This is a genomic window from Desulfuromonadales bacterium (assembly GCA_035620395.1).
Taxonomy (GTDB): domain Bacteria; phylum Desulfobacterota; class Desulfuromonadia; order Desulfuromonadales; family DASPGW01; genus DASPGW01.
The window spans coordinates 1-20,162 of the sequence record DASPGW010000285.1 but is presented as its reverse complement, the minus strand read 5'-3'; the positions used below and the strand labels follow the sequence as shown (position 1 = coordinate 20,162).

Genomic DNA, 20,162 nt, shown 5'->3' with positions numbered 1-20,162 from the left:
TTAGCGAAGGAAGATAAACATGAAAGGGCTTTTCATCCGCTGGCTGATTCTGACCCTGTCGATTCTGGCCGCAGCCTACCTGTTCGAAGGGATCGAGGTGAGCAGTTTTTTTGCGGCCTTTTTCGCCGCGGCCGTTCTCGGCATACTCAATGCCTTCTTCCGTCCCGTCCTGATCCTGCTCACCCTGCCGATAAACCTGCTGACCCTGGGCCTCTTCACCTTTGTCGTCAACGCCCTGCTGCTGCTGCTGACCTCGAGCATCATCAGTGGTTTTCATGTTCAGGGGTTCTGGTCCGCCGTCTTCGGCTCGCTGGTGATCAGCGTGGTAAGCTGGCTGCTCACCTCCCTGGTCAATGACCAGGGGCGCATCGAAGTCATCGTGTTGCGCCGGCGGGGCAAGGATCACTGGGAGTGAATCCCTTTTTCGCCGTTGCCCGGCAACCGCTTTCGTGATATTTTGTCGCCACTTTCGTATCAAACCAGATCGGAGTCCCCGCTTGCGGCCTCCGGTTTTTTCTTTCCGGGAGAATGATCCGTGAAAAAGGGTAAACTGCTGCTGTTGCTCATCCTGCTCGGCGCCCTCGGCGCTGGGGTTTTCGTCTATTTCCGTGATACCACGGCCCCCGGCATCGAGGCGAATCCGGAAACGGGTCCGGTTTCCGCCCGCCGTCCTTTGACCGTCCGGCTGGCCGACGCCGGTGCTGGACTCAAGAGCCTGCGGATCACGGTTGTCCAGGGGGAAAAAGCCAGCGAGGTGGTTGCCCGTGATTTCACCGCCGGCACCGCCGCGGCAGATGAAACCGTCAATTTTGGCGGAACGAGTCTGCAGGAAGGCTCCTTCGAGGTGCGCATCACCGCCGTCGACCATTCGCCGTTTCGCTTTGGCGCAGGCAACTCGAACGAGAAGATACTCAAGTTCGATTATGACAACAAGCCGCCGGCAGTGACGATATTGAGCACCGCCCACAACATCAATCAGGGGGGCGCTGGCCTCGTCGTCTACACCATCTCCGAGCCGGTGGAGAAAACCGGGGTGACGGTCGGCGGGCTGTTCTTCCCCGGCCACCGTCAGTCTTCGGGCACCTACATCTGCCTCTTCGCCTTCCCCTACGACATGAATCCCGCGACCTTCGTGCCTAAGGTGCTGGCGACCGACGCGGCCGGCAATGAGCGGCTGGCCGGCATCTACTACCACCTCAACCCGAAACCCTTCCCCACCGACCGCATCGAGGTAAGCCAGAAGTTTCTGGAAACGAAAATCGTTCCCGACTTCCAGCACTATTATCCCGCCGTTACCGATCCCGTGGAACTCTTCCTGAAGGTCAACCGGGAGATGCGGCAGCAGAACACCAGCGCTCTGCTCGACTTCGGCCAGCAGACCGCCGGGCAACCGCTGTGGGACGGGGTCTTCATGCGCCAGCCCAACGCCGCCGTTCCCGGCTTTTTTGCCCAGGCCCGCACCTATTACCACGCCGGCCAGGCCATCGACCGGCAGACCCACCTCGGCATCGACCTCGCGTCCACCGCCCAGGCCCCGGTACCGGCTGCCAACGCCGGGACGGTAGTCTTCGCCGATGAGCTGGGCATCTACGGCAACTGCGTCGTCGTCGACCACGGGCTCGGTCTGCAGACCCTCTACGGCCACCTGAGCCAGATGTCTGTCCAGAAGGGCGAAACCGTCAGCAAGGGGCAGATCGTCGGCCGCACCGGCGCCACCGGCATGGCCGGCGGTGACCATCTGCATCTGAGCGTGCTGATCGCCGGCCAGCAGGTCAACCCGCTCGAGTGGTGGGATCCGAACTGGCTGAAGAACAACATCAGCGACAAGCTCGCCCTGGCGGGTACCGCGGCGAGGTAGTTCGCTTCCGACCGCTGCGCTGCCGGTTTTCGCGCCGGCAATGTTGACATGCGGCGACCTTCGGTAATACTTTTCAAAACGTAAACATTTTCCCTGCCTCATAACAAACCGAAGGAGGAAGCACCCCATGCCGCAGGAATTCAAATTGCAGGAAGCTCTCAAACTGGCCATCCAGACCGAAAAGAACGTCATGGACTTCTACAAGCGGGCGGCCGAGATCACCAAAAATCCGCGGGGCAAAAAGGTCTTCACCCTGCTCTCCAGCGAAGAGCGCGAACACGCCAGCCATTTCTTCCATCTCTACCAGGGGGGTGACCTCGGCAGCTTCGAGCAGTTCATGGCGACCCCGCCCCATCCCGACTCGGTCATGCTCAAGGAACTTCAGAAGGCCCTCGACGAGAGCACGCATGAGCGCAAGGCGATGGAAATCGCCCTGCGCGAGGAGGAAGACCTGGCGAAGAACCTCGCCCTGACCGCTTCCCACATCGTTGACCCGGCAGTTCGGGCCGTCTTCGAAAAAATGGTCAAGGAGACCCGCGACCATTACGCTCTGATCGAGTCCGAGTATGCCCACCTGATGGCGATGGTGCATGAAACGGACATCGACATCTTTGTCCGGGAGTAGGCAGATGCTCAAGAGTTTTGCCCTTTTCACGCTCTGCCTCTTTTTGTCGCTGCCTCCTTTCGCCGCGGTAGCGGTCGAGGACTTGGGTGCCCACCGCATGCGCGGGATGGATGAGTTCCAGCGGGTCATCGATACCAAATGCACGGTCTGCCACACCCGTGAACGGGTCGATATTGCTATCAAAAAACGGCAGGATCTGGAGAAGATCCAGCAGCGCATGCTGGAGCGGGGCGCCGTTCTCAGCGAGAGCGACAAGCGGATGCTCGGCACCTTCTGGGGCAGCCCGCTCAAAGAGCCCGAGACGCCGGCGAAATAGCCCATCCGGCGGACGTCACCAGCAGAGGACCGGCCATCAGGCCGGTCCTCTGCTTTTTCTGCTGCAGCTACAAACAATAGGGTTCGGCGGCACCGCCGCCTGACGAGGAGGGGGAAATGCGAAGGATCAAGGACTGGCCCGAGGCCGAGCGGCCCCGGGAGAAACTGCTCAACCACGGGGCGGAAGCCCTGAGCGACGCCGAGCTGCTTGCCCTGATCCTGCGGACGGGGGACGCCGCATCCCAGACCAGCGCCCTCGACCATGGCCGGATGCTGCTGACACGCTTCGGCTCGCTGCGGCAGCTGGCCGGCGCCACCATCGGCGAGCTTTGTGAGCTCCGCGGCATCGGCCCGGCAAAAGCGGCGGAACTTTTGGCCGTCTTCCAGATCGCCCGGCGCTTCGCTACCGAGGCGTTGCGCCCGGGCGACCGTTTCACCTCCTCGGCCGAGGTTTTTCGGCATTACCACGAACGGTTGCGCGACCGCCGCAAGGAGGTTTTTCTCGCCCTGCTGCTCGACAGCAAGAACCGGGTGCTGCGTGAGGTGCAGGTTTCGGAAGGGAGCCTCACCGCCAGCATCGTCCACCCCCGCGAAGTTTTCGCGCCGGTGGTGCGGGACTCGGCGGCCGCCGTCCTCTTCGTCCACAACCACCCTTCCGGGGATCCCACCCCCAGTCGCGAGGACCTGGAAATCACCACCCGCCTGCGGGAAGCCGGCGAGCTGATGGGCGTACGCGTCCTCGATCACATCATCATCGGCAGCGGCGACTATGTGAGCCTGGCGGACAGGGGAATGCTGGGATAACCGACCCTCGGGCATTGTAGGGGCGCACTGTTGTGCGCCCATGCGGTGAACCCGTTTTCGCGTTATTGTGGGCGCATGCAATGCGCCCCTACCTCTTCACTCCCGCGTACTCCAGAAAAGTCCGGCTGGGCCGGTAGGCTTCCTGCCTCAGCAGCAACTCGTTGATCTCCGGCGGGCCGAAGTAGCGGGCCTGCAGGGCCCGGCCCTGCTCCATCCAGAACCCGAACTGGGGGATGAAGGTGTTGCGCCGGATGGATTGGTCGAGGGTCAAGCCGGCCACAACGAGGATGTTGCGCTCGCCGCTGTCGAAGGTATCGGTAAGGTAGGAGGCGAGACGGTGGAACTGGCGCCAGGTGTTGACGTCGGAGAGGCGTCGGTGCGGGCGGGGCGAGGTGACGACGTCCGGCAGAAAGTCGAAAATGGAAACCTCCAGCATGATCAGGGGGTCGAAGCTCTCCTTGTCGAGGCGCTTGCTGAACCGGAAAGTCTCCGGTTCCAGCAAAGAACCTATGGGGCGCGGCGAGCAATCCAGGGCGGCGATGGCCCGCGCATGCCGGGCGGCGAAGGCTGGATGGAGGCGATAGATCTTGCCGTGGCTCGAATCGCGCAGCGTCTCGCCTTCAACCAGTCGGTTCAACTGGAGGTGAATGCGCGCCGAATCGGACGGGGGCTTGCGAAAGAGGTACTTGTAGGGGATTTCGACCCTGAGTTCGTCACCTTCGCGGAACAAGGCAAGCAGCGAACTGGCACGCCGGTAGAGCTGCAGGTATTCGTCGAGAACCGAGAGCAGCTTGCCGCAGCAAGGAGCCACCTTACCGTGGATCCGTTCGACGTAGCCGATGCCCTCTTCTTCATGGCTGCCGATATGGCTGCCGCCAAGGATCACCAGGTCATGGCCGTGGTGCGAAGCCGGTCCCAGCCGGGTCGGATCGAGCAGGGCCCCCACCCGGCCGAGGTTGAAAACCGGACAGTCGAAGACGTAGCCGAAGAGTGCCTTCTTGATCGCCTGACTCTCGTCGGAGCACTGCCAGAGCGCGGGCAGGGTGCCGGTGAAGCCGGCGCCGGTTGCCAGCGAACGCATCCGGCCGAAGAGTTCCATCAGTTCCATCTCCGGCTGGTCGAGGAGCTGTTCAGGAGGCGGGGCAAAAGGCATGGCGATCTCCTTGGAGGGGGTCCGCACAATAATAACATCGTTCTAAGCCGTTTGCTATCGCTAACACCCCGATTCCTCGGTTGATTCCTGCTCCGCCTCCGTGCTATCCTGCAGTCTCACGCTACTGACACGGCCGGGTTGTCCACCCGGCCGCTTTTTTGGACCGCCATGAACCCACCAACCTTCACCAAGCCCGAGATTCTTGCCCCCGCCGGAAGCCTTGAGTCCTTCTTCGCCGCCATGGAGGGGGGGGCCGATGCCGTCTACACCGGACTCAAGGAGTTCTCAGCCCGCGCCAAGGCGAAGAATTTCAGCACCACCGAGATGGAGCGCCTGATCGCCTACGCCCACGGACTCGGCCGCAAGGTCTATGTGACCCTGAACACGCTGGTTAAGGAGCGGGAGCTGCCGCAGCTCGTAGAGACCCTCGGGGCCCTCGAGGCGATGGCGGTCGACGCCGTCATCCTCCAGGACCTGGCCGTCTGGCGACTGGCCCGCCGGCACTTTCCCGGCCTCGAGCTGCACGCCTCGACGCAGATGACCGTGCACAACGCCGCCGGCGTGCAGATGCTCGAGCGGATGGGATTCACCCGCGGCGTGCTCGCCCGCGAACTCAGCCTCGCCGAGATCGCCGCCCTGCGGCGGACCACCCGCCTCGAGCTGGAACATTTCGTTCACGGCGCCCTCTGCTTCTCCTTCTCCGGCCAGTGCTACTTCTCCTCCTGGCTCGGCGGCAAGAGCGGCAACCGCGGCCGCTGCGCCCAGCCCTGCCGCCGCCGCTACAGTTACCGGCAGCAGGACGGCTACTACTTCTCGACCAACGACCTCTCGGCGATCGACCTGCTCCCCGACCTGACGGCCGCCGGGGTGACCAGCTTCAAGATCGAAGGCAGGATGAAGAGCGCCGAATACGTGGCGAGCGTCGTCGGCGCCTACCGCCAGGTCCTCGACGCCCCGCCGGCGCAGCGCGGCGAGGCGGTGCGGGAGGCCAAGGAGCGGCTCAAGCTCTCCTTCGGCCGGCTGCCGACCAAGGGCTTTCTGCCCGGCACCGTCCCCACCGACATTGCCATCCCGTCGCTCAAGGGAGCGACCGGCCGCTTTCTCGGCGAGGTCTCGGCCGTCCACGATGGCACCATCAGCTTCAAGACCCGCGACCGCCTGCACGTCGGCGACCGCCTGCGCGTCCAGCCGAAGAGCGATCAGGCCGGCACCGCCTTTACCGTCAAGGAGATTCTCCTCGGTCGCCGCCCGGCCATGGTGGCCCAGGGCGGCACCCAGGTGAGCGTCCCCTCCCCCTTTCGCGGCCAGTTCCGGGTCGGCGACACCGTCTTCAAGGTTTCCTCCGAGCAGGCCTTCACCATGAGTGAAGCGGCCTGCCGGCGCAAGCTGGGGACAGCCGCCGCAATTCCGACCCCGGTCAACCTGACGGTCGCCCTCGCCAACGCGACCCTGGTCATCAGCGGCGAAAGCGCCGGTATCAGCCTGGAGCGGAGTTATCCCGTCGAGACCTTCGCCGCCAGCGATCGGCCGCTCTCCGCCGAAACCCTGCGGGGGGTCTTTGCCCGCACGGCCGACGAGCCGTTCCAGTTGGCGGAGCTTTCGGCTCCCGAGCTGCCGGCGGTGGTCATTCCCCCCAGTCGCCTCAAGGAGGTGCGCCGCGACTTCTACCGGGCACTGGCCCAGGCGGTGGCGACTAGACAGAAGACTGTTCAGGAGGAGCATCGCCGTCAGGCCCTGGCTGATCTGCTTCCCGCCCTCCCGGTTCGGGCCGCCGCCAGCCGCCAGGTCACCCTGGCGATCCGCGACCTGCGCGACGCCCATATCCTCAGCGACCCGGGCATCGACCGGCTGCTGGTCCCGCTCTCGGCCGCCAACGTCCAGGGCCTCGACCACCTCGGCCGCCGCCTGCGCGGTCGGGAGGAGCAGGTGCTTTGGGACCTCCCCTTCATTATCTTCGACGACCAGTGGCGCCACTTTCGCGAAGCGGTTCGGCAGCTGGTCGAGCGGGGGTTCCGCAGCTTCCGCCTCAACAACCTGGGGCATTTCCCCCTCTTCGACGGACTCGACGGCCTGCACCTGTCCGCCGGTTACCGCCTCTTTTCCCTCAACAGCCAGGCGCTTCTCGGCTGGCGGGAGATGGGCCTCGCCGAGGCGACCCTCTACATCGAGGACGACCGGGAAAACCTGGGAGAGCTTCTGCGACGGGATGCCGGTATCGAAACGGCGCTGACCGTCTATGGTCCCGTTCCCCTGATCACCTCGCGCATCCCGATCCGGGGCGTGCGGGCCGACAGCCCCGTTCTTTCCGACCGCGGCGAGGCCTACCGGGTCGATGGACGTTCGGGACTCACCGTGCTCACCGCCGATAGCGACTTCTCCCTCCTCGGGCACCTGAACGAACTGGCAGCAATGGGGTGCGGCGCATTCGCTGTCGACCTTTCGCACGTGGGGCCCTTCACGCCTCGTGGAAAGCACGTCCTGGAGGCGCTCAAACAAGGGCGGGAGGTCTCAGGAACCTCGAAGTTCAACTACGAGACGGGAATGGAGTAGGGGGAAGGAGGACCTGAACAACAAAAGGACCTGCGCCTGCGGGTCCTTTCGCTGTTTAGCTATTTGTTTCCAGGCGTCAGCAACAGCCACCGGCGGCCGGCTGGATGGCGAAACCTTCGCCTCGCCAGTTGCGCATATATTCGATACTCTGACCGGCCATAAAGGGTCGCACATGCGCTTCGGCGACAAAGTCCAGCCCGCCAATCTTTTCAACAGTCTCTGATTCCTTTGGCTCATCCAGAGCCAACCCCAGACGGGGTCCGCCTCAGCCAAAACCTTCAAAAACCACCCGCAGACACTTGCCCGGATTCTTGTCCAGAAGCTGTTGCAGCTTCTCTTTTGCCTGTTCGGAAACCTGCATATCCCACTCCCTTCTTTATCCGGACGACCATCGACCAGAATATATTGTATTTTATATATTCAATAAATACATTGTCAATCGAAAATATCCAGGCCCACGCTACTGCGCTTTCAGGCGGTCGAAGTCGATCAACAGGGCGGCAGGAATGAAGGTGTCGAGATCGTCGACGATCGGCAACCCCAGGCGAACAGCCAACTCCCGCAGGAGACGCCCCTCTTCGGCGAAGGCGCGGCGAAATTCCCAGCGCAGCTCGTGTAACGCCAGCGGGTCGCAGTCGCCCAGGCTGCGGCGGCACCACTCGTCGAGAAAAACTTCGCCGGAAAAATCGATGTGCGGCAAGCCGTAGAGACGGCAGGTCAAGGGCCGATGCTCATAGAGCAGGCAACGACCGGCGGCGTCCAGTAAAGGGCAGGGGGTCTCTTCTTCTCCTGAAAGGGGAAACTGCTCAACCGGAAGGCCGGTGAGGAGATAGGGCTGGGTAAATCCCGGGAACCGAGCCTGCAGGCGGTCAAGGATAGGTCGCACCCTCTCCAGCACCTGCTCGCGGGTTTCCTCCGGCAAGCAGTCGAAGCCTTGCTGCAGCATGGTCGCGTCAAGCAGAGTGATGTCGAAGAGCCCCCGGCAGCATTCGGCACAGCCCCGACACCCCGTCCCCCCGCCTGGCAGGGACTGGCAGCGAGCAAACCAGGCGTCGACGGCGGCGAGCAGTTGCCGGTACTGATAGACGATGTCGTTCATGACAAACGGGCGCCGCTCAGCGCTTCTTCCCCTTCTGCTCCAGCTTTGCCCTGAGCAGATCACCCAGCGTCCCCATCCCCTGCGGAGCCGAATCGGCCTGGCGGCGGAAATCTGCCAAGGTCTTTTCCTCCTCTTCCTGGGCCCGGCTGACCTCGGCCAGGGAGAGGGAGATGCGCCGGGCTTCCCGGTCGACCTGTTCGATTTTCACCTCCAGCACCTCCCCCTCCTTCACCGCCTCGCGAGGGTGGCTGAGCCGCCGGCCGGCACCGAGCCTGGAGATGTGGAGCAGCCCGTCCACCCCCTCCTCGAGGGTGACGAAGGCGCCGAAGGGGGCGAGCCGCGAGACTTTGCCCCGGTGACAGGAGCCTTCGGGGTAGTTGCGCGCCGCTTCTTGCCAGGGGTCGGCCAAGGTCTCGCGCAGGCTGAAGGTGAACCGGTCGCGCTCCCAGTCGATGGCCTTGAGCACGACCTCCACCTCCTGGCCTTCCCGCAGGCGATCGCGGATGTCCTCCACCCGCCCCCAGCCGACCTCGGAGATGGGGAGCAGTCCCTCAATCCCGCCGATGTCGATGAAGGCGCCGAAGTCCTGGATCCGGGTCACCGTGCCACGCAGCGTCTGGCCCTCCCTGAGGGTGCCCTTGAGTGCCTCCTTCTGCCGGGCACGCTCTTCCTCGAGCAAAGCCCGACGGGAGAGCACGATGTTGCGCCCCCCTTCCCCGTACTGGGCAATGCGGAAAGAGAGATGTCGGCCAACGAACTCCTCTGGAGTGCCGCCGCGCAGGGCGATCTGGGAGTGGGGGCAGAAGGCGCGGCGGCCGGCGACCTTTACCTCGAAGCCCCCCTTGACCTCCTTCTCCACCAACCCATCGACCGGAATGCCGCCGCGCCAGGCTTCCTCCAGCTGACCAGAACCGGCATCGCCGCCGACGCGGGCGGTAAAACGCATCTCGCCGCCGCGCGACGAGAGGAAGTAAACCGGGATGCGGTCCCCCTCGACCACTCTCAGCTGACCATCGGCATCGAGCAGCTCTTTCTTGTCGACAACCCCTTCGCCCTTCTGGCCGATATCGACAAAAACCCACTCACCGCCGATCTTGAGGACGGTCGCCTCGACCTTCTGCCCCGGTTCGAGCCGGCCGGCCTCCACGAAGCTTTTCGCCAGAAGGTCGGCGAAGCTCTCCTCGTCGGCAGCCTCGTTGTTTTCCATGTCGTCTTTGCTCATGCGCTCCTGCCCTGTCGGATGTTTGGGATGACTGTCCACAACCGGAATTGTCCCATGTTCGTCAGGCGGAGTAAAGGGGGGAAACGCGTGGCGAGCAAGGGGGTGCCTGACAGACCTGGCAGGGAAAAGACCTAAAAAAGCCGGCAGCAGGCTGCCGGCTCCGGATGTCAACACAGGGATACCGGGGATCAGCCCTTCTGGGGATAGCGGATGTGATCGAGCAGAGAGGAGAAGAAAAAGGCGGGCAGAAACGCCAGGGCCGACAAGGCGACGCCGAGCAGCGCCGACACCAGGATGAACTGCTCGCGGCAGTGCTCGGCGATGAACAGGAGTCCGGCCAGCCAACCGAGAGTCAGGCTGACCCCGACGATGGTCTTGATCCCTTCCTTATAGAGGATGAAGAACCAGAGGAGCAGGCCACTGACCTGTTCGCCGTCCAGATTCCTCCGCTCGCCGGCGAGGTGCTGGCGCACCGAGGCGGAGAACAGGTAGAAGGCAACGAACTGCAGCAGGAACATGGCGCCGGAGAGGAGCAGATGCCGGGTCATCTGGTCAGAGCCGACCGTCTCCGGGCGAAAACCCGAGGAAAAAAAGGCACTGCTGAAAAGAAGCGCCAGAACAAGCGAAAAGGGGCTCTTGCCGACTGCGACCTTGATTTTCTGTACCATAACAGCCTCCCCACCGGCGGGTAAAACACCCGTCCTGCTGAACCATGGAACTTCTCAGGTCGGCATTATCGCGGGGGAGGAGACTCGATGTCCAGTTAGATTTCTTTTATATTTTGAATGGTTATGTATTCTTAATGTTTTGCGGGCCCCAGCCGGCACCCGAGCACTCTGAACCTTCCTTCGCGCCCGCGCCCGGTGCCAGGCACTCCTTCTCAGCTCCCTGAGCTCTGCTGCAAGAATTCGTCAGTGCCGTTCAGCGACCCTTCATTTTCTTACATTGTCGTACAGCAAGAAATGCGAGGTTTCATAGGCACCGTATGCCAGCTTCCTGAGCCGCTCGAACTCTTCGGGATGGCGTCCGGATACATCCTCCATAGGCGAGTTGGACTTCAGATCGTGCAGAGAAGGCTCGCTGCCGTCGAAGTTCATTTTGACCAGGTATTCGCTGGTCACCGCTCCAATGACCGGCAAGCTCCCCTCCACCAGCACCAGCGGCACCACCCGGTCGCGGCCTTGGGAAGAGAGCTGCAGATCGCGCCCCATGGTCCGGTTGGTGTATTCCAGCCCCAGCAGACCGGCGACGGTGGGCAGAACGTCAACCAGATTGACCGCTTCGTCAATCACCCGCGGCTCGAGCAGCGCCGGTGCATAAATTATGTGCGGAACGTGGTTGCTTTCCAGGAACAGTTCGAAGGCCGGCGGCATGTGGGGAATCGTGGTGATCCGGTTGTTGTGATCGCCGAAGAACACAAAAATGGTGTTGTCGAAATAGCCGCCCTCGCGAGCCATCTGGAGAAATCGACCGATGTTGTAGTCGAGCAGACGCACGGCATTGAACTGCTCGACTGAACGAAAGCCCCACTTCCGCACCTCTTCGAGCGGCAACTCGGCCGTCTTGAAATCGTCATTGTCCCGGGGAATGGTAAAGGGCCGATGATTGGCGGCCGTCTGGATATAGGCAAAGAAGGGCTCCGTCGGCGGAATGTCGCGCAGTATGCGGTCCGTCTCCTTGAACAGATTCAGATCCGAGATGCCCCACACATCGACAGTGGGCGACTGCCAGTAGCCTTCCTCGTAAAGCTCCATCCCCGCGATGCTCTCGCGGATCAGAGCGCTCATATTGGCCCAGCCGGCGCTGCCGCCGATCATATACAGTTTGCGATAACCCGCAAAGGCGTCGATCAGGGTGTGCTGACGGGTAATCAGCGGATTTCGCGTCGCCGTTTCCTCCCGGGAGACATCAGGAATGCCGGTGATGCTGGCCCACACCGTCTTCGCCGTGCTCACCACCGGCACATAGAAATGTCGGAAGAACCAGCCTTCCGCGGCGATCGCATCGAGATTGGGGGTCGGCCGCAGGGGGTTGCCGTAGGCGCCTACCCGGCTGGCGCCGAGCGACTCGAGCATGACGAAAATCACGTTCGGCGGCCGCTCGAGCTGCAGCCGGTGAGGCTGAGGGCCGATGTGCCGGGCGAAATTCAACCCCTGCCGGTCCGGCTTGTCGATGCCCAGGTAATCGACCATCGTATCGTAATATTCCGCAACCTTTTCACGGTTGTAGGGCTTCTGCGGAAGCAGCAGCGTGTCGTAGAGGAAGATGACCGGATTCAAACCCGCTGCGGCCAGTTGCCGATCACCCGAGAAGAAGGCATCGCTCCAGCGCAGGGGAATGGGGTTCATGATATTGATATCGCTGACCCGCCCCATCACGCCGAAAAAAAGCAGAGCAACCATCAAGACACTGCCGAAGGCCACGGACTTCCGTGAGATGGGCATCGCTCGGCGAGCAAGCGTGACCCGTTCAAGCGAAACCAGGGCGAGCAGGACGGCTGCACAGCCGCCCAACCAGCCCAGGGTGATCCACACCACTGGATAGCTTTGCCAGAGCATGGTAGTGGAAATGTCCGCATCGCCGGCAAAACGCAGCACAGTGGCATTGATCCGCGTGCCCAGATAGTTGTAATGGCCAAAATCAATGACATAGATCAGGCCGACAACCAGCAGCGATACGGCCAGGTATGCCTTGCCGAGATAGCGTACGAGGCGGCTTCCGAGCATGTTCCAGACCGGCAGATAGCACAGCAGGGCCATCGGCAGCACGATCAGCAGAGCCAACCGCAGGTCAAAGCGCAGACCGACCCCCAGGGTCTTCAACAAGGCGACACTGTCGGTCGTGCGAAGATCGATACCAGAGAAGCCGAACAAAAAGATAAGGCGCAGAAGCGCCAGGGTGAACAGCAGTATCGCGGTTGCCCCGGCCAGATAATGCAGACGCCGGGATTTGAGCCATTGCATCGGTGAGTCTCCTTAGCTTTCGCCAGCTGATTTGCGTAAAGTTTTTCTCAGTCCACTGGTTCCGTAAAAACATGCCTCTGAACACGTTCGATTTTGCGCTATTCCCGATCCTGGGTCAAGCCTTTCCCCGGCGCAGAAAAGAGTCTCGACAGGGGCGCCATGACCGGCTGGCTGCTCAGTAGAAAATGGTCCGCGTCCGGTGCCGGGGACGCATTCGGTAGAAGGGCTGCTGGCCGCGGTACCAGAGGGCGTTGTCGAGCTGCAGGGCGTTGACCGGCCGGCCGCTAAGTCGCAGCTCCGCCACCAGCAGCTCGCCGGCGTGGACGGCGGCGGCGCGGATCTCCACTTCCTCCTCCGAGCCGGCCGCCAGGAGTTCGCCGCCGTCGATGCGCGCCGCCAGTTCATCGGCATAGTGCAGTATGCCATCCCAGCGAAGCACGTGCGGCACCAGGTTGTCGGCACAGATCGTCAGGGCATCGATGTCGGCGAAGTTGCCTGCACCCGCGCCTCCAAAGGCGATATGCAGATCGGCAGCGGCAAGCTGGGCCCGCTTGTAGAAGGGGACCCGCCGCCCCCGCCAGCAGGTGATATCGGCGAAGGAGGGGATGGCGGCAAGCAGGCCGACCAGCCGTTCGGCCGAGCCGCCGGCCGTCGCCACCAGGCGGCTGAAATCGCCGCCGTAGCCGTCCAGGACGAAAATGCCGAGCTGGCTGAGGGAGGCGGCAAATTCGGCGAGCAGCTCGCCGGCGGCCGGGCTGGCCGGGTCAAAACCGAAGATCCGGGCACAGTCATCGCTGTTCAAGCGGGCAAGTTCAGCGGCGGTAAGCGGGCCATGCCTCTCGAAATGCGCGGTGAGGGCGGCGGCGACGGTGAGGAAGCCGGATTGTTCCTGACGGGCGAAGATGGCGGGGAAATAGCCGGAACCGAAGTTGACTGCCTCGAGGGTGAGCAGAAAGGCGAGGGTCGCCTCGGCGTGCCTCAGGTAGTGGCAGGTGGGGTCCATTTCCGGCAAGGCGAGCCGCAACGGGTCGAGGGCAGCCGCATAGCGAGGGATAGCCTCCTCGTCGATCCGCACCTGCCGGGCCGACCCCGCAACCTCGGCGCAGGCAGCGCGCACCTCTTCGAGCAGGGTGGTCGCCACCTGTCAGCTCAGACCGGCGGCTTCTTGTCGACCGCCAGCAGCTCGATGTCGAAGTGCAGATCCTTGCCCGCCAGCGGGTGATTGCCGTCGAGGGTGACGGTCGTCTCGGTCAGAGCGGTGACCAGCAACAGCAGCCGTTCGTCATCCGCACAGGTGATCTCGAGCTGCCGGCCGACCTGCAGCTCGAGGCCGGCGGGCAGCCGGCTGCGCTCCACCGTATCGACATGCCGCTCATGGTGCGGCCCGTAGGCCTGTTCGGCCGGGATGGTCACGCTTTTTTTCTCGCCCAGGTACATGCCGGTCACCGCCGCCTCAAAGCCGGGGATGACCTCTTCCTTGCCGATGATGAAATGGAGCGGGCGGTCCGCCGGCGAGGCGTCGAACACCGTTCCGTCGGCCAGCCGGCCGGTATAATGCACCTTGACGATGTCCCCCTGGTCAGCCCGGATCATGCACATCTTCCTTTCCGCGTTGGGATATATCCCCTTGATAACCCGAGCGGGCCAGGGCTGTCAACCCGAATGCCGGCCCAGGGGATTTTCACCGGGCAGGGCATCTTTGCCACTCAACAAAACAACCATGGGGAGAAACCGCCCGGCAGTTAGCTTTCGGCAAGAGGACCGGCGAATGTCAGGGCAAACGAAACCATGTGTGACGGGGCGCCAAGCAACCCGCGCAGGGCAAAACCGAGCTTAGCGTTCTCCCCGCAATGGACCTCACGCGGTCTCGACGGACCCCTTGACGGATGCCAATTTGCTGCTTCACTTGTAATCGTTCCGTTGCGGGGCGCGTCCCGCCAATCCGTCAAAAGGGAGGTGCAAAATGACCAGGCAATCTCTGCAGTGCAAGCTTTTCACCCTGAGCGCCATTCTGGTTGTGGTCCTCGGCATGGCCGCTGGACCTGCGGCAGCCGCGGAAAAAGAGATGATGGACATCATCAAGGATGTGGCCAAGGAGAAGGGAGTGCTCGGGGTGGCCAGCTTCGACGCGCAGGGGAATCTCGCCTTGCCGGAAGGTTATCGCCAGTGGGTATTTGTCGGCGCCCCGGTGACCCCAAACGACATGAACGGCGGCAAGGCCGCCTTCCCCGAGTTCCACCACGTCTACATCGATCCGGGCAGCTTCAAACAATACCAGGAAACCGGCAAATTCCGCGACGGCACAGTGATTGTCAAGGAACTGGTTAGCGTCGGAGCGAAGATGGGGGCAAGCGGCAATGGTTACTTCCCCGGTGAATTCATCGGCTTGGCGGTTTCCGTCAAAAATTCGGTGCGCTTTGCCAACGAGCCCGGCAACTGGGGCTACTTCAGCTTCGACGCTGCGGACGGAAAATCGCTGCTGCCGACCGCCAAGGTGCAGCCGACCGAGGCGTGCAGCCCCTGCCACCAGAAGAGCGCTGCCCAGGACCTGATCTTCACCCAGTACTACCCTGTGCTGCGGACAGCCAAACCGAAATAGGCACCTGCCCAGGGATTGAAGACCATCACGACAACAGGTGGACCTTCCGGTCCGCCTGTTGTCGTGCCGCCTCGCCGCCCTGGCATCGAAAAGGCGCGGCTTTTCTATTCCATCTGAATCCGGCCGGGCTCAAGGCTTGAGCGATTCGGGATTGCAAAGATCGACCGCTTCGTTGGCCCGGGCACCGCAGTTGGCGCAAAGATAGGCCGGACGGTCGGAGCGCCGGCGAACCTCCCCGGTCAGCCCCTTTTCCATCAGGTGGCAGAGATGGTCTCGGTGCTGCTGGGGACCGGTACAGGTATTGTACGTTGCGGCGGCTTTCGATTTTTTATCCATTTCTCTTCTCCTCGGCTGCAGCGACGGCCAAAAGGGTTCCGCCTGGCCCAAGTATACCGGAAAAATGATGGACAACAGTCATCCGAGACTTGACGGCGGAAGCGCCCGGAAAACTGCGTTTAATTGCCCAACGTCTTGTCTTTGCCTCATCGTTGGCGGTATGATGACCTGCCGGCATAACTGGCCGGTGACCATCTTACGGCTGGAGGCTCTTCATGCCCCTTGATCCCGACCTGGTTGAACGGCTGCGGCGGGTGCTCGCCGCCGTCGAGCCGATGCTCCCAAAACCCGTCGCCGAGATCGACTGGAACCGCTGCATCGCCGCCAACTGGCGGCGCCACTCGCTGGCCGGCTATCTCGAACCGGCACCGAATCTCGACCCCATCGTCCTCGATGACCTTTTGGGAATTGACGAGCAGAAACGGGCCGTGGTCGAAAACACCCGCCAGTTCCTCAAGGGCTACCCGGCCAACAACACCCTGCTTTGGGGGTCACGCGGCACCGGCAAGTCGTCGCTGATCCGCGCCCTGCTCAACACCTACGCCCCGCAGGGGCTGCGCGTTATCCAGATCGACAAGGACGACCTGCCGTTTCTCCCCGACATCTTCAGCCGCATTCAGGACCAGCCCTTCCGTTTCATCCTTTTCTGCGACGACCTCTCCTTCGAGCCGGGGGAGAAGAGCTACAAGATTCTCAAGAGCGCCCTCGACGGCTCGGTCTACGCGGCACCGGAGAACAGCCTGATCTATGTCACCTCCAACCGCCGCCATCTGCTCCCCGAGTACCCCACCGACAACCTCGGCTCGAAGCTGGTCAACAACGAGATCCACCACGGCGAAGGGGTGGAAGAGAAGATATCCCTATCCGACCGCTTCGGTCTCTGGGTCTCCTTTCGCGTCTTCTCTCAGGAGCAGTACCTGCGAGTGGTGCGCCAGTGCATCGACAACCTGGCGGCGCAGAACGGCTCGACCCTGGCCTGGGCTGCGGATACCGAAGAGGCGGCCATTGCTTGGTCGCATGAGAAGAGTAAACGCTGCGGACGCACCGCTTTTCAGTTCGCCAAGCGCTGGGTCGGCCGCAGCCTGCTGGTGGGGACGGCGGACTGATCCCGTCACCTGGCCGCACCCTTCTGCTAAGTGCCTTTCCGGAACCTTCCTGACACCAGCCCTGAAAAAAGCGCAGCGGCCCCTGGCAAGGCCGCTGCGCTTTTTTTGCTGTCACTGGTTACGTACCCTGAAGCCGCGCCCCTAGACCTTCATAAGCACAGCCTTGATGAAATGGGCCTCCACCGCGGCGGCAAGTTTCTGGATGGTTGCCTCGTCGGCGGGCGTGTCTAGAGAGAGAACGACCATCGCCTCACCGGCCTTGGCCCGGCGTCCCAGGTTCATCGAGCCAATGTTGATGCCGGCCTCGCCGAGGATGGTGCCGATCTTGCCGATCAGCCCCGGCTTGTCGGCATAGGTGATGACCAGCATGTGTTCTTCAGGGGTGAAGTCGGTAAGAAAATCACGCAGCTTGACGATCTTCGGAATCCCCTCGAAGAGGGTGGCGGCAATGGTGCGGTTCCCCTCGGGCGACTCGATGGTCAGGGTCACCAGGTTGGAGAAGGACTCCGACTCGGTGGTGCGCACCTCTTCGACCGCGATCCCCATGCTCTTGGCTACCAGCCGGGCGTTGACCATGTTCACCTCCTGCGCGGTGTGGCGGCCGAGCAGGGCGGCCAGACCGCAGACGGTGAGGGGCGCGCAGTCGTATCGGGCAAGCTTGCCGTTGTAGGCGAAGACGACCTTCTTGGGATTGGGCGGGGCGAGCTGGGAGACGAACTCGCCGGCCCTGCCGACCAGGCCGAGAAAGGGCTTCATGTGCTCCATCAGGTCGGGGTCGAACCTGGGGATGTTAACGGCATTCTCCAGCGGCCGGCCGTCAAGGTAGTTGATGATCTCGCGACTGACGTCGATCGCCACGTTTTTCTGCGCCTCGAAGGTATTGGCTCCGAGGTGGGGGGTGACCACCATCCGCGGGTGGGCGATGAGCTTCTTGAGGACCTCGGTCTGTGGCGGTTCCTCGCTCCAGACATCGAAGGCGGCGCCGGCGGCCTTGCCGCTCTCCAGGGCAGCAAGCATCGCCGCTTCGTCGATGATTCCGCCCCGCGCGCAGTTGACAATGATCACGCCGTCCTTCATCCGCCCGAAATGCTCGGCGGTGATCATCCCTTCGGTCTCCTCGTTGAGCGGGGTGTGAACGGTGATGATGTCAGCGTAGCGGACAATGTCCTCGAGGGGGACCAGCCTGACGCCGAGGTCGTCGGCGCGCTTCTCTGAAACGTAGGGGTCGCAGGCGATCACCTCGGCCTCGAAGGCCTTGCAGCGCAAGGCGACGCGACCGCCGACCTTGCCGATGCCGATCACGCCGATGGTCTTGCCTTTGAGCTCGTAGCCGGTGAAGGGCGCCCGTTTCCACTCCCCGCTCTTCAGACTCTGGTTGGCCACCGTCACATTGCGGCAGAGGCTGAGCAGGAGGGACATAGTGTGCTCGGCGGCCGAGTTGACGTTGCCGAAAGGGGCGTTGACGACGATGATCCCCTTGTTGCTGGCATACTCGACATCGACGTTGTCGATGCCGACGCCGGCCCGGGCAATAATCTTCAACTGCCGGCTGTGATCGAGCAGCGCCGGGTCGACGCGGGTACCGCTCCGGGTAATGATCGCCTCGTAACCACCGATCAACTGGTGTAACTCGTTGACCGGCAGCCCCAACCGCACGTCCAGCTCGATCCGGGAGTCTTCAAGGAGGGGCTGCAGCCCCTCGCGGGAAATTTCATCGGTGACGAGAACCTTCATCGGTGCTCCTTCCGCTGACGGGATGTCGATTTTACGGGCCGGAATGAAGTGCCCGGCCGCTTCGAAAAGAAGGGAGTTTAGTCCTTTTATCCTTCCCTGTCAACGCTGTAGACACCCCGGCTGCATGGGGATCACTTCTACTTCACCACCTGCAGCCGCGCCTTGTCAGGAGCCGGACCAGCGGGTTGCGGCTCGGGTCCTGGCTCCTCGCCGAATACCGGCAGCGTCCCTGCTTGAATCATCCTCTGGATGGCTTCGGCGATGGTGAGGCACTGCTTCATGCAGACCCGGACGGCAGGGCAGCTCGAACAGTCCGCCTGGCCGCCCGCCATCCGCAACGCATGAATAACCAGCTCGACACTTTCAACCTGGGACAAGGGGATGAAAAACATCGCTTTTCTCCATGGTAGGGGCGCATTGCATGCGCCCAGGGCGGAAGCAGTCCGCCCCTACAATTTTCTTTCCGCCACAGCTGCGAACTGGCGCAGTTTTCCCATCATCACCGCGAAGTCTGCGGGGCGCAGGGACTGGGGGCCGTCGCTGGCGGCCTTTTCCGGGTTCGGATGCACCTCGACGATCAGCCCGTCAGCCCCGGCGGCCACCGACGCATAGCACATCGACGGCACCAGATGGGCGTGCCCCGTGGCGTGCGATGGGTCGATTACCACCGGCAGGTGGGTCTGCGCCTTGAGCACCGGCACCGCGGAGATGTCGAGCGTGTTGCGGGTGGCGGTCTCGAAGGTGCGGATTCCCCGTTCGCAGAGGATCACCCGGCGGTTCCCCTCGGCCAGGATGTACTCGGCGCTCATCAGGAACTCCTGGATGGTGGTTGCCATCCCCCGCTTGAGCAGCACCGGTTTGTCGAGCCGGCCGAGCATTTTGAGCAGGGCGAAGTTCTGGATGTTGCGCGCCCCGACCTGCATGATGTCGGCGTAGCGGGCAACAAGCTCGACGTCGCGCGGATTGACCACCTCGGTGACGATGGGCAGCCCCGTCTCCTGCCGGGCCAGATCGAGCAGCTTGAGCCCATCCTCCTCCATCCCCTGGAACGAATAGGGGCTGGTGCGCGGCTTGAAGGCTCCGCCGCGCAGGACGGTGGCTCCGGCGGCCTTGACCGCCCGCGCCGTGTCGACGATCTGCTCCTCGCTTTCCACCGAACAGGGCCCCGCCATCACCACCAACTGCTCTCCGCCGATGGAAACCCCGCCGCCGATCTCGAAGATGCTCGGTTCCGGCTTCACCTCGCGGCTCGCCAGTTTGTAGGGCTTCAGAATGGGGACGACGCTCTCCACCCCGGGCATCGACTCCAGGGACTGGAGGACTGCCTTGCCCCGCTCGTCCCCCACCGCCCCGATGACGTCGCGGGTCTCGCCGTGGATGACGTGCGGCTTGTAGCCCAACTCGCGGATGCGTTTCTTCACTTCGGCCAGCGCTTCCTTGCCGGCCCCCTGCTGCATGACGATGATCATGGCTCTGCTCCTTTCGGATCGATGGGGGTTTATCCTGCTGAAACGGTAAAGGCCGTCCGGTGACTCCCGGCGGCCTTTTTTCATTCATCGATCCTGGAACGAAAAAACCACGGGAGAACCGGAGTCGGTCTGCCCATGGTTTGCGATCTGGCGGCTGTTGTGGTGCTTTCCTCTATGCCAGCAGACCTCTACCCCGGGCAGACGGCCGAAAATAAAAGCCGTACCAAAAGTAAAAATCACTGAAGCTGGCAAACAGGGTATGCATACGGAAGCTCTCAGATAAATTGAACTGGATAGTTAAGTAGCAGAAGCGCGGGAAAATGGCAAGC

The 20,162-nt window shown here is 62.7% G+C and carries 19 protein-coding genes; 8 read left to right on the top strand and 11 right to left on the bottom strand.

From position 1 onward, the window contains the following. Positions 1-19: 19 nt before the first annotated feature. The 5 genes from VD811_15600 to radC all read left to right on the top strand — a co-directional run bounded on the left by VD811_15600 (position 20) and on the right by radC (position 3,602). Positions 20-415, top strand: a complete 396-nt coding sequence (locus VD811_15600) for a phage holin family protein (GenBank protein ID HXV22408.1) — start codon at positions 20-22, stop codon at positions 413-415. Positions 416-535: 120 nt separating this feature from the next. Further along, on the top strand, positions 536-1,858 hold the full coding sequence (locus VD811_15595; GenBank protein HXV22407.1) for a M23 family metallopeptidase: 1,323 nt from the start codon (positions 536-538) through the stop codon (positions 1,856-1,858). A 127-nt stretch (positions 1,859-1,985) separates the two neighbouring features. Beyond that, positions 1,986-2,483 carry a ferritin family protein gene (locus VD811_15590; GenBank protein HXV22406.1) on the top strand — a complete coding sequence of 166 codons (498 nt, stop codon included), beginning with the start codon at positions 1,986-1,988 and terminating at the stop codon, positions 2,481-2,483. A gap of 4 nt (positions 2,484-2,487) precedes the next feature. Continuing rightward, positions 2,488-2,799, top strand: coding sequence for a hypothetical protein (locus VD811_15585; GenBank protein ID HXV22405.1), 312 nt, complete (start codon positions 2,488-2,490; stop codon positions 2,797-2,799). Positions 2,800-2,915: 116 nt separating this feature from the next. Next, positions 2,916-3,602, top strand: a complete 687-nt coding sequence (gene radC / locus VD811_15580) for a DNA repair protein RadC (GenBank protein HXV22404.1) — start codon at positions 2,916-2,918, stop codon at positions 3,600-3,602. A gap of 88 nt (positions 3,603-3,690) precedes the next feature. Here the strand turns inward: radC and VD811_15575 are convergent, their stop codons facing one another. Next, positions 3,691-4,755: a hypothetical protein gene (locus VD811_15575; GenBank protein ID HXV22403.1), complete on the bottom strand. Its 1,065-nt coding sequence runs from the start codon at positions 4,753-4,755 to the stop codon at positions 3,691-3,693. 168 nt (positions 4,756-4,923) lie between these two features. On the opposite strand from VD811_15575, the gene VD811_15570 reads away from it, so the two are divergent. Beyond that, the gene (locus VD811_15570; protein ID HXV22402.1) at positions 4,924-7,305 is read left to right on the top strand and encodes a U32 family peptidase; all 2,382 of its coding nucleotides are present in this window, start codon (positions 4,924-4,926) and stop codon (positions 7,303-7,305) included. Between the two features lie 460 nt (positions 7,306-7,765). Here the strand turns inward: VD811_15570 and VD811_15565 are convergent, their stop codons facing one another. The 6 genes from VD811_15565 to VD811_15540 all read right to left on the bottom strand — a co-directional run bounded on the left by VD811_15565 (position 7,766) and on the right by VD811_15540 (position 14,182). Beyond that, the gene (locus VD811_15565) at positions 7,766-8,404 is read right to left on the bottom strand and encodes a YkgJ family cysteine cluster protein (protein ID HXV22401.1); all 639 of its coding nucleotides are present in this window, start codon (positions 8,402-8,404) and stop codon (positions 7,766-7,768) included. A gap of 16 nt (positions 8,405-8,420) precedes the next feature. Next, positions 8,421-9,626: a 30S ribosomal protein S1 gene (gene rpsA, locus VD811_15560; GenBank protein HXV22400.1), complete on the bottom strand. Its 1,206-nt coding sequence runs from the start codon at positions 9,624-9,626 to the stop codon at positions 8,421-8,423. 188 nt (positions 9,627-9,814) lie between these two features. Beyond that, positions 9,815-10,294 (bottom strand): hypothetical protein, encoded by a 480-nt coding sequence (locus tag VD811_15555; protein HXV22399.1) that lies wholly within the window; start codon positions 10,292-10,294, stop codon positions 9,815-9,817. Between the two features lie 264 nt (positions 10,295-10,558). Continuing rightward, positions 10,559-12,589 (bottom strand): sulfatase-like hydrolase/transferase, encoded by a 2,031-nt coding sequence (locus VD811_15550; GenBank protein HXV22398.1) that lies wholly within the window; start codon positions 12,587-12,589, stop codon positions 10,559-10,561. A gap of 175 nt (positions 12,590-12,764) precedes the next feature. Continuing rightward, positions 12,765-13,730: a queuosine salvage family protein gene (locus VD811_15545; protein ID HXV22397.1), complete on the bottom strand. Its 966-nt coding sequence runs from the start codon at positions 13,728-13,730 to the stop codon at positions 12,765-12,767. A gap of 8 nt (positions 13,731-13,738) precedes the next feature. Then, entirely contained in the window at positions 13,739-14,182 is a 444-nt protein-coding gene (locus tag VD811_15540) for a peptidylprolyl isomerase (protein ID HXV22396.1), read from the bottom strand. 370 nt (positions 14,183-14,552) lie between these two features. Between VD811_15540 and VD811_15535 the strand changes: the two genes are divergently transcribed. After that, positions 14,553-15,188 carry a cytochrome P460 family protein gene (locus VD811_15535; GenBank protein ID HXV22395.1) on the top strand — a complete coding sequence of 212 codons (636 nt, stop codon included), beginning with the start codon at positions 14,553-14,555 and terminating at the stop codon, positions 15,186-15,188. 129 nt (positions 15,189-15,317) lie between these two features. Here the strand turns inward: VD811_15535 and VD811_15530 are convergent, their stop codons facing one another. Beyond that, entirely contained in the window at positions 15,318-15,524 is a 207-nt protein-coding gene (locus VD811_15530; GenBank protein HXV22394.1) for a hypothetical protein, read from the bottom strand. Between the two features lie 215 nt (positions 15,525-15,739). Here VD811_15530 and VD811_15525 point away from each other — a divergent pair, with 215 nt between their 5' ends. Next, complete coding sequence (locus tag VD811_15525; protein ID HXV22393.1) at positions 15,740-16,630, top strand: ATP-binding protein; 891 nt, start codon at positions 15,740-15,742, stop codon at positions 16,628-16,630. Positions 16,631-16,771: 141 nt separating this feature from the next. On the opposite strand, the gene serA is transcribed toward VD811_15525, so the two are convergent. From serA to aroF, 3 genes are all read right to left on the bottom strand, one after another. Continuing rightward, positions 16,772-18,364 (bottom strand): phosphoglycerate dehydrogenase, encoded by a 1,593-nt coding sequence (serA, locus tag VD811_15520; GenBank protein ID HXV22392.1) that lies wholly within the window; start codon positions 18,362-18,364, stop codon positions 16,772-16,774. 137 nt (positions 18,365-18,501) lie between these two features. Beyond that, a complete protein-coding gene (locus VD811_15515; GenBank protein ID HXV22391.1) occupies positions 18,502-18,756 on the bottom strand; it encodes a hypothetical protein in 255 nt (84 codons plus the stop codon). A 57-nt stretch (positions 18,757-18,813) separates the two neighbouring features. Then, complete coding sequence (gene aroF, locus VD811_15510) at positions 18,814-19,833, bottom strand: 3-deoxy-7-phosphoheptulonate synthase (GenBank protein HXV22390.1); 1,020 nt, start codon at positions 19,831-19,833, stop codon at positions 18,814-18,816. Positions 19,834-20,162 lie beyond the last annotated feature (329 nt).

Bases quoted from the DNA above. Each gene is read 5' to 3' on its own strand.
- VD811_15600 (HXV22408.1), top strand. From the start codon at position 20: ATGAAAGGGCTTTTCATCCGCTGGCTGATTCTGACCCTGTCGATTCTG.
- VD811_15590 (HXV22406.1), top strand. From the start codon at position 1,986: ATGCCGCAGGAATTCAAATTGCAGGAAGCTCTCAAACTGGCCATCCAG.
- VD811_15585 (HXV22405.1), top strand. From the start codon at position 2,488: ATGCTCAAGAGTTTTGCCCTTTTCACGCTCTGCCTCTTTTTGTCGCTG.
- radC (HXV22404.1), top strand. From the start codon at position 2,916: ATGCGAAGGATCAAGGACTGGCCCGAGGCCGAGCGGCCCCGGGAGAAA.
- VD811_15575 (HXV22403.1), bottom strand. From the start codon at position 4,755: ATGCCTTTTGCCCCGCCTCCTGAACAGCTCCTCGACCAGCCGGAGATG.
- VD811_15570 (HXV22402.1), top strand. From the start codon at position 4,924: ATGAACCCACCAACCTTCACCAAGCCCGAGATTCTTGCCCCCGCCGGA.
- VD811_15565 (HXV22401.1), bottom strand. From the start codon at position 8,404: ATGAACGACATCGTCTATCAGTACCGGCAACTGCTCGCCGCCGTCGAC.
- rpsA (HXV22400.1), bottom strand. From the start codon at position 9,626: ATGAGCAAAGACGACATGGAAAACAACGAGGCTGCCGACGAGGAGAGC.
- VD811_15555 (HXV22399.1), bottom strand. From the start codon at position 10,294: ATGGTACAGAAAATCAAGGTCGCAGTCGGCAAGAGCCCCTTTTCGCTT.
- VD811_15550 (HXV22398.1), bottom strand. From the start codon at position 12,589: ATGCAATGGCTCAAATCCCGGCGTCTGCATTATCTGGCCGGGGCAACC.
- VD811_15540 (HXV22396.1), bottom strand. From the start codon at position 14,182: ATGATCCGGGCTGACCAGGGGGACATCGTCAAGGTGCATTATACCGGC.
- VD811_15535 (HXV22395.1), top strand. From the start codon at position 14,553: ATGACCAGGCAATCTCTGCAGTGCAAGCTTTTCACCCTGAGCGCCATT.
- VD811_15530 (HXV22394.1), bottom strand. From the start codon at position 15,524: ATGGATAAAAAATCGAAAGCCGCCGCAACGTACAATACCTGTACCGGT.
- VD811_15525 (HXV22393.1), top strand. From the start codon at position 15,740: ATGCCCCTTGATCCCGACCTGGTTGAACGGCTGCGGCGGGTGCTCGCC.
- serA (HXV22392.1), bottom strand. From the start codon at position 18,364: ATGAAGGTTCTCGTCACCGATGAAATTTCCCGCGAGGGGCTGCAGCCC.
- VD811_15515 (HXV22391.1), bottom strand. From the start codon at position 18,756: ATGTTTTTCATCCCCTTGTCCCAGGTTGAAAGTGTCGAGCTGGTTATT.
- aroF (HXV22390.1), bottom strand. From the start codon at position 19,833: ATGATCATCGTCATGCAGCAGGGGGCCGGCAAGGAAGCGCTGGCCGAA.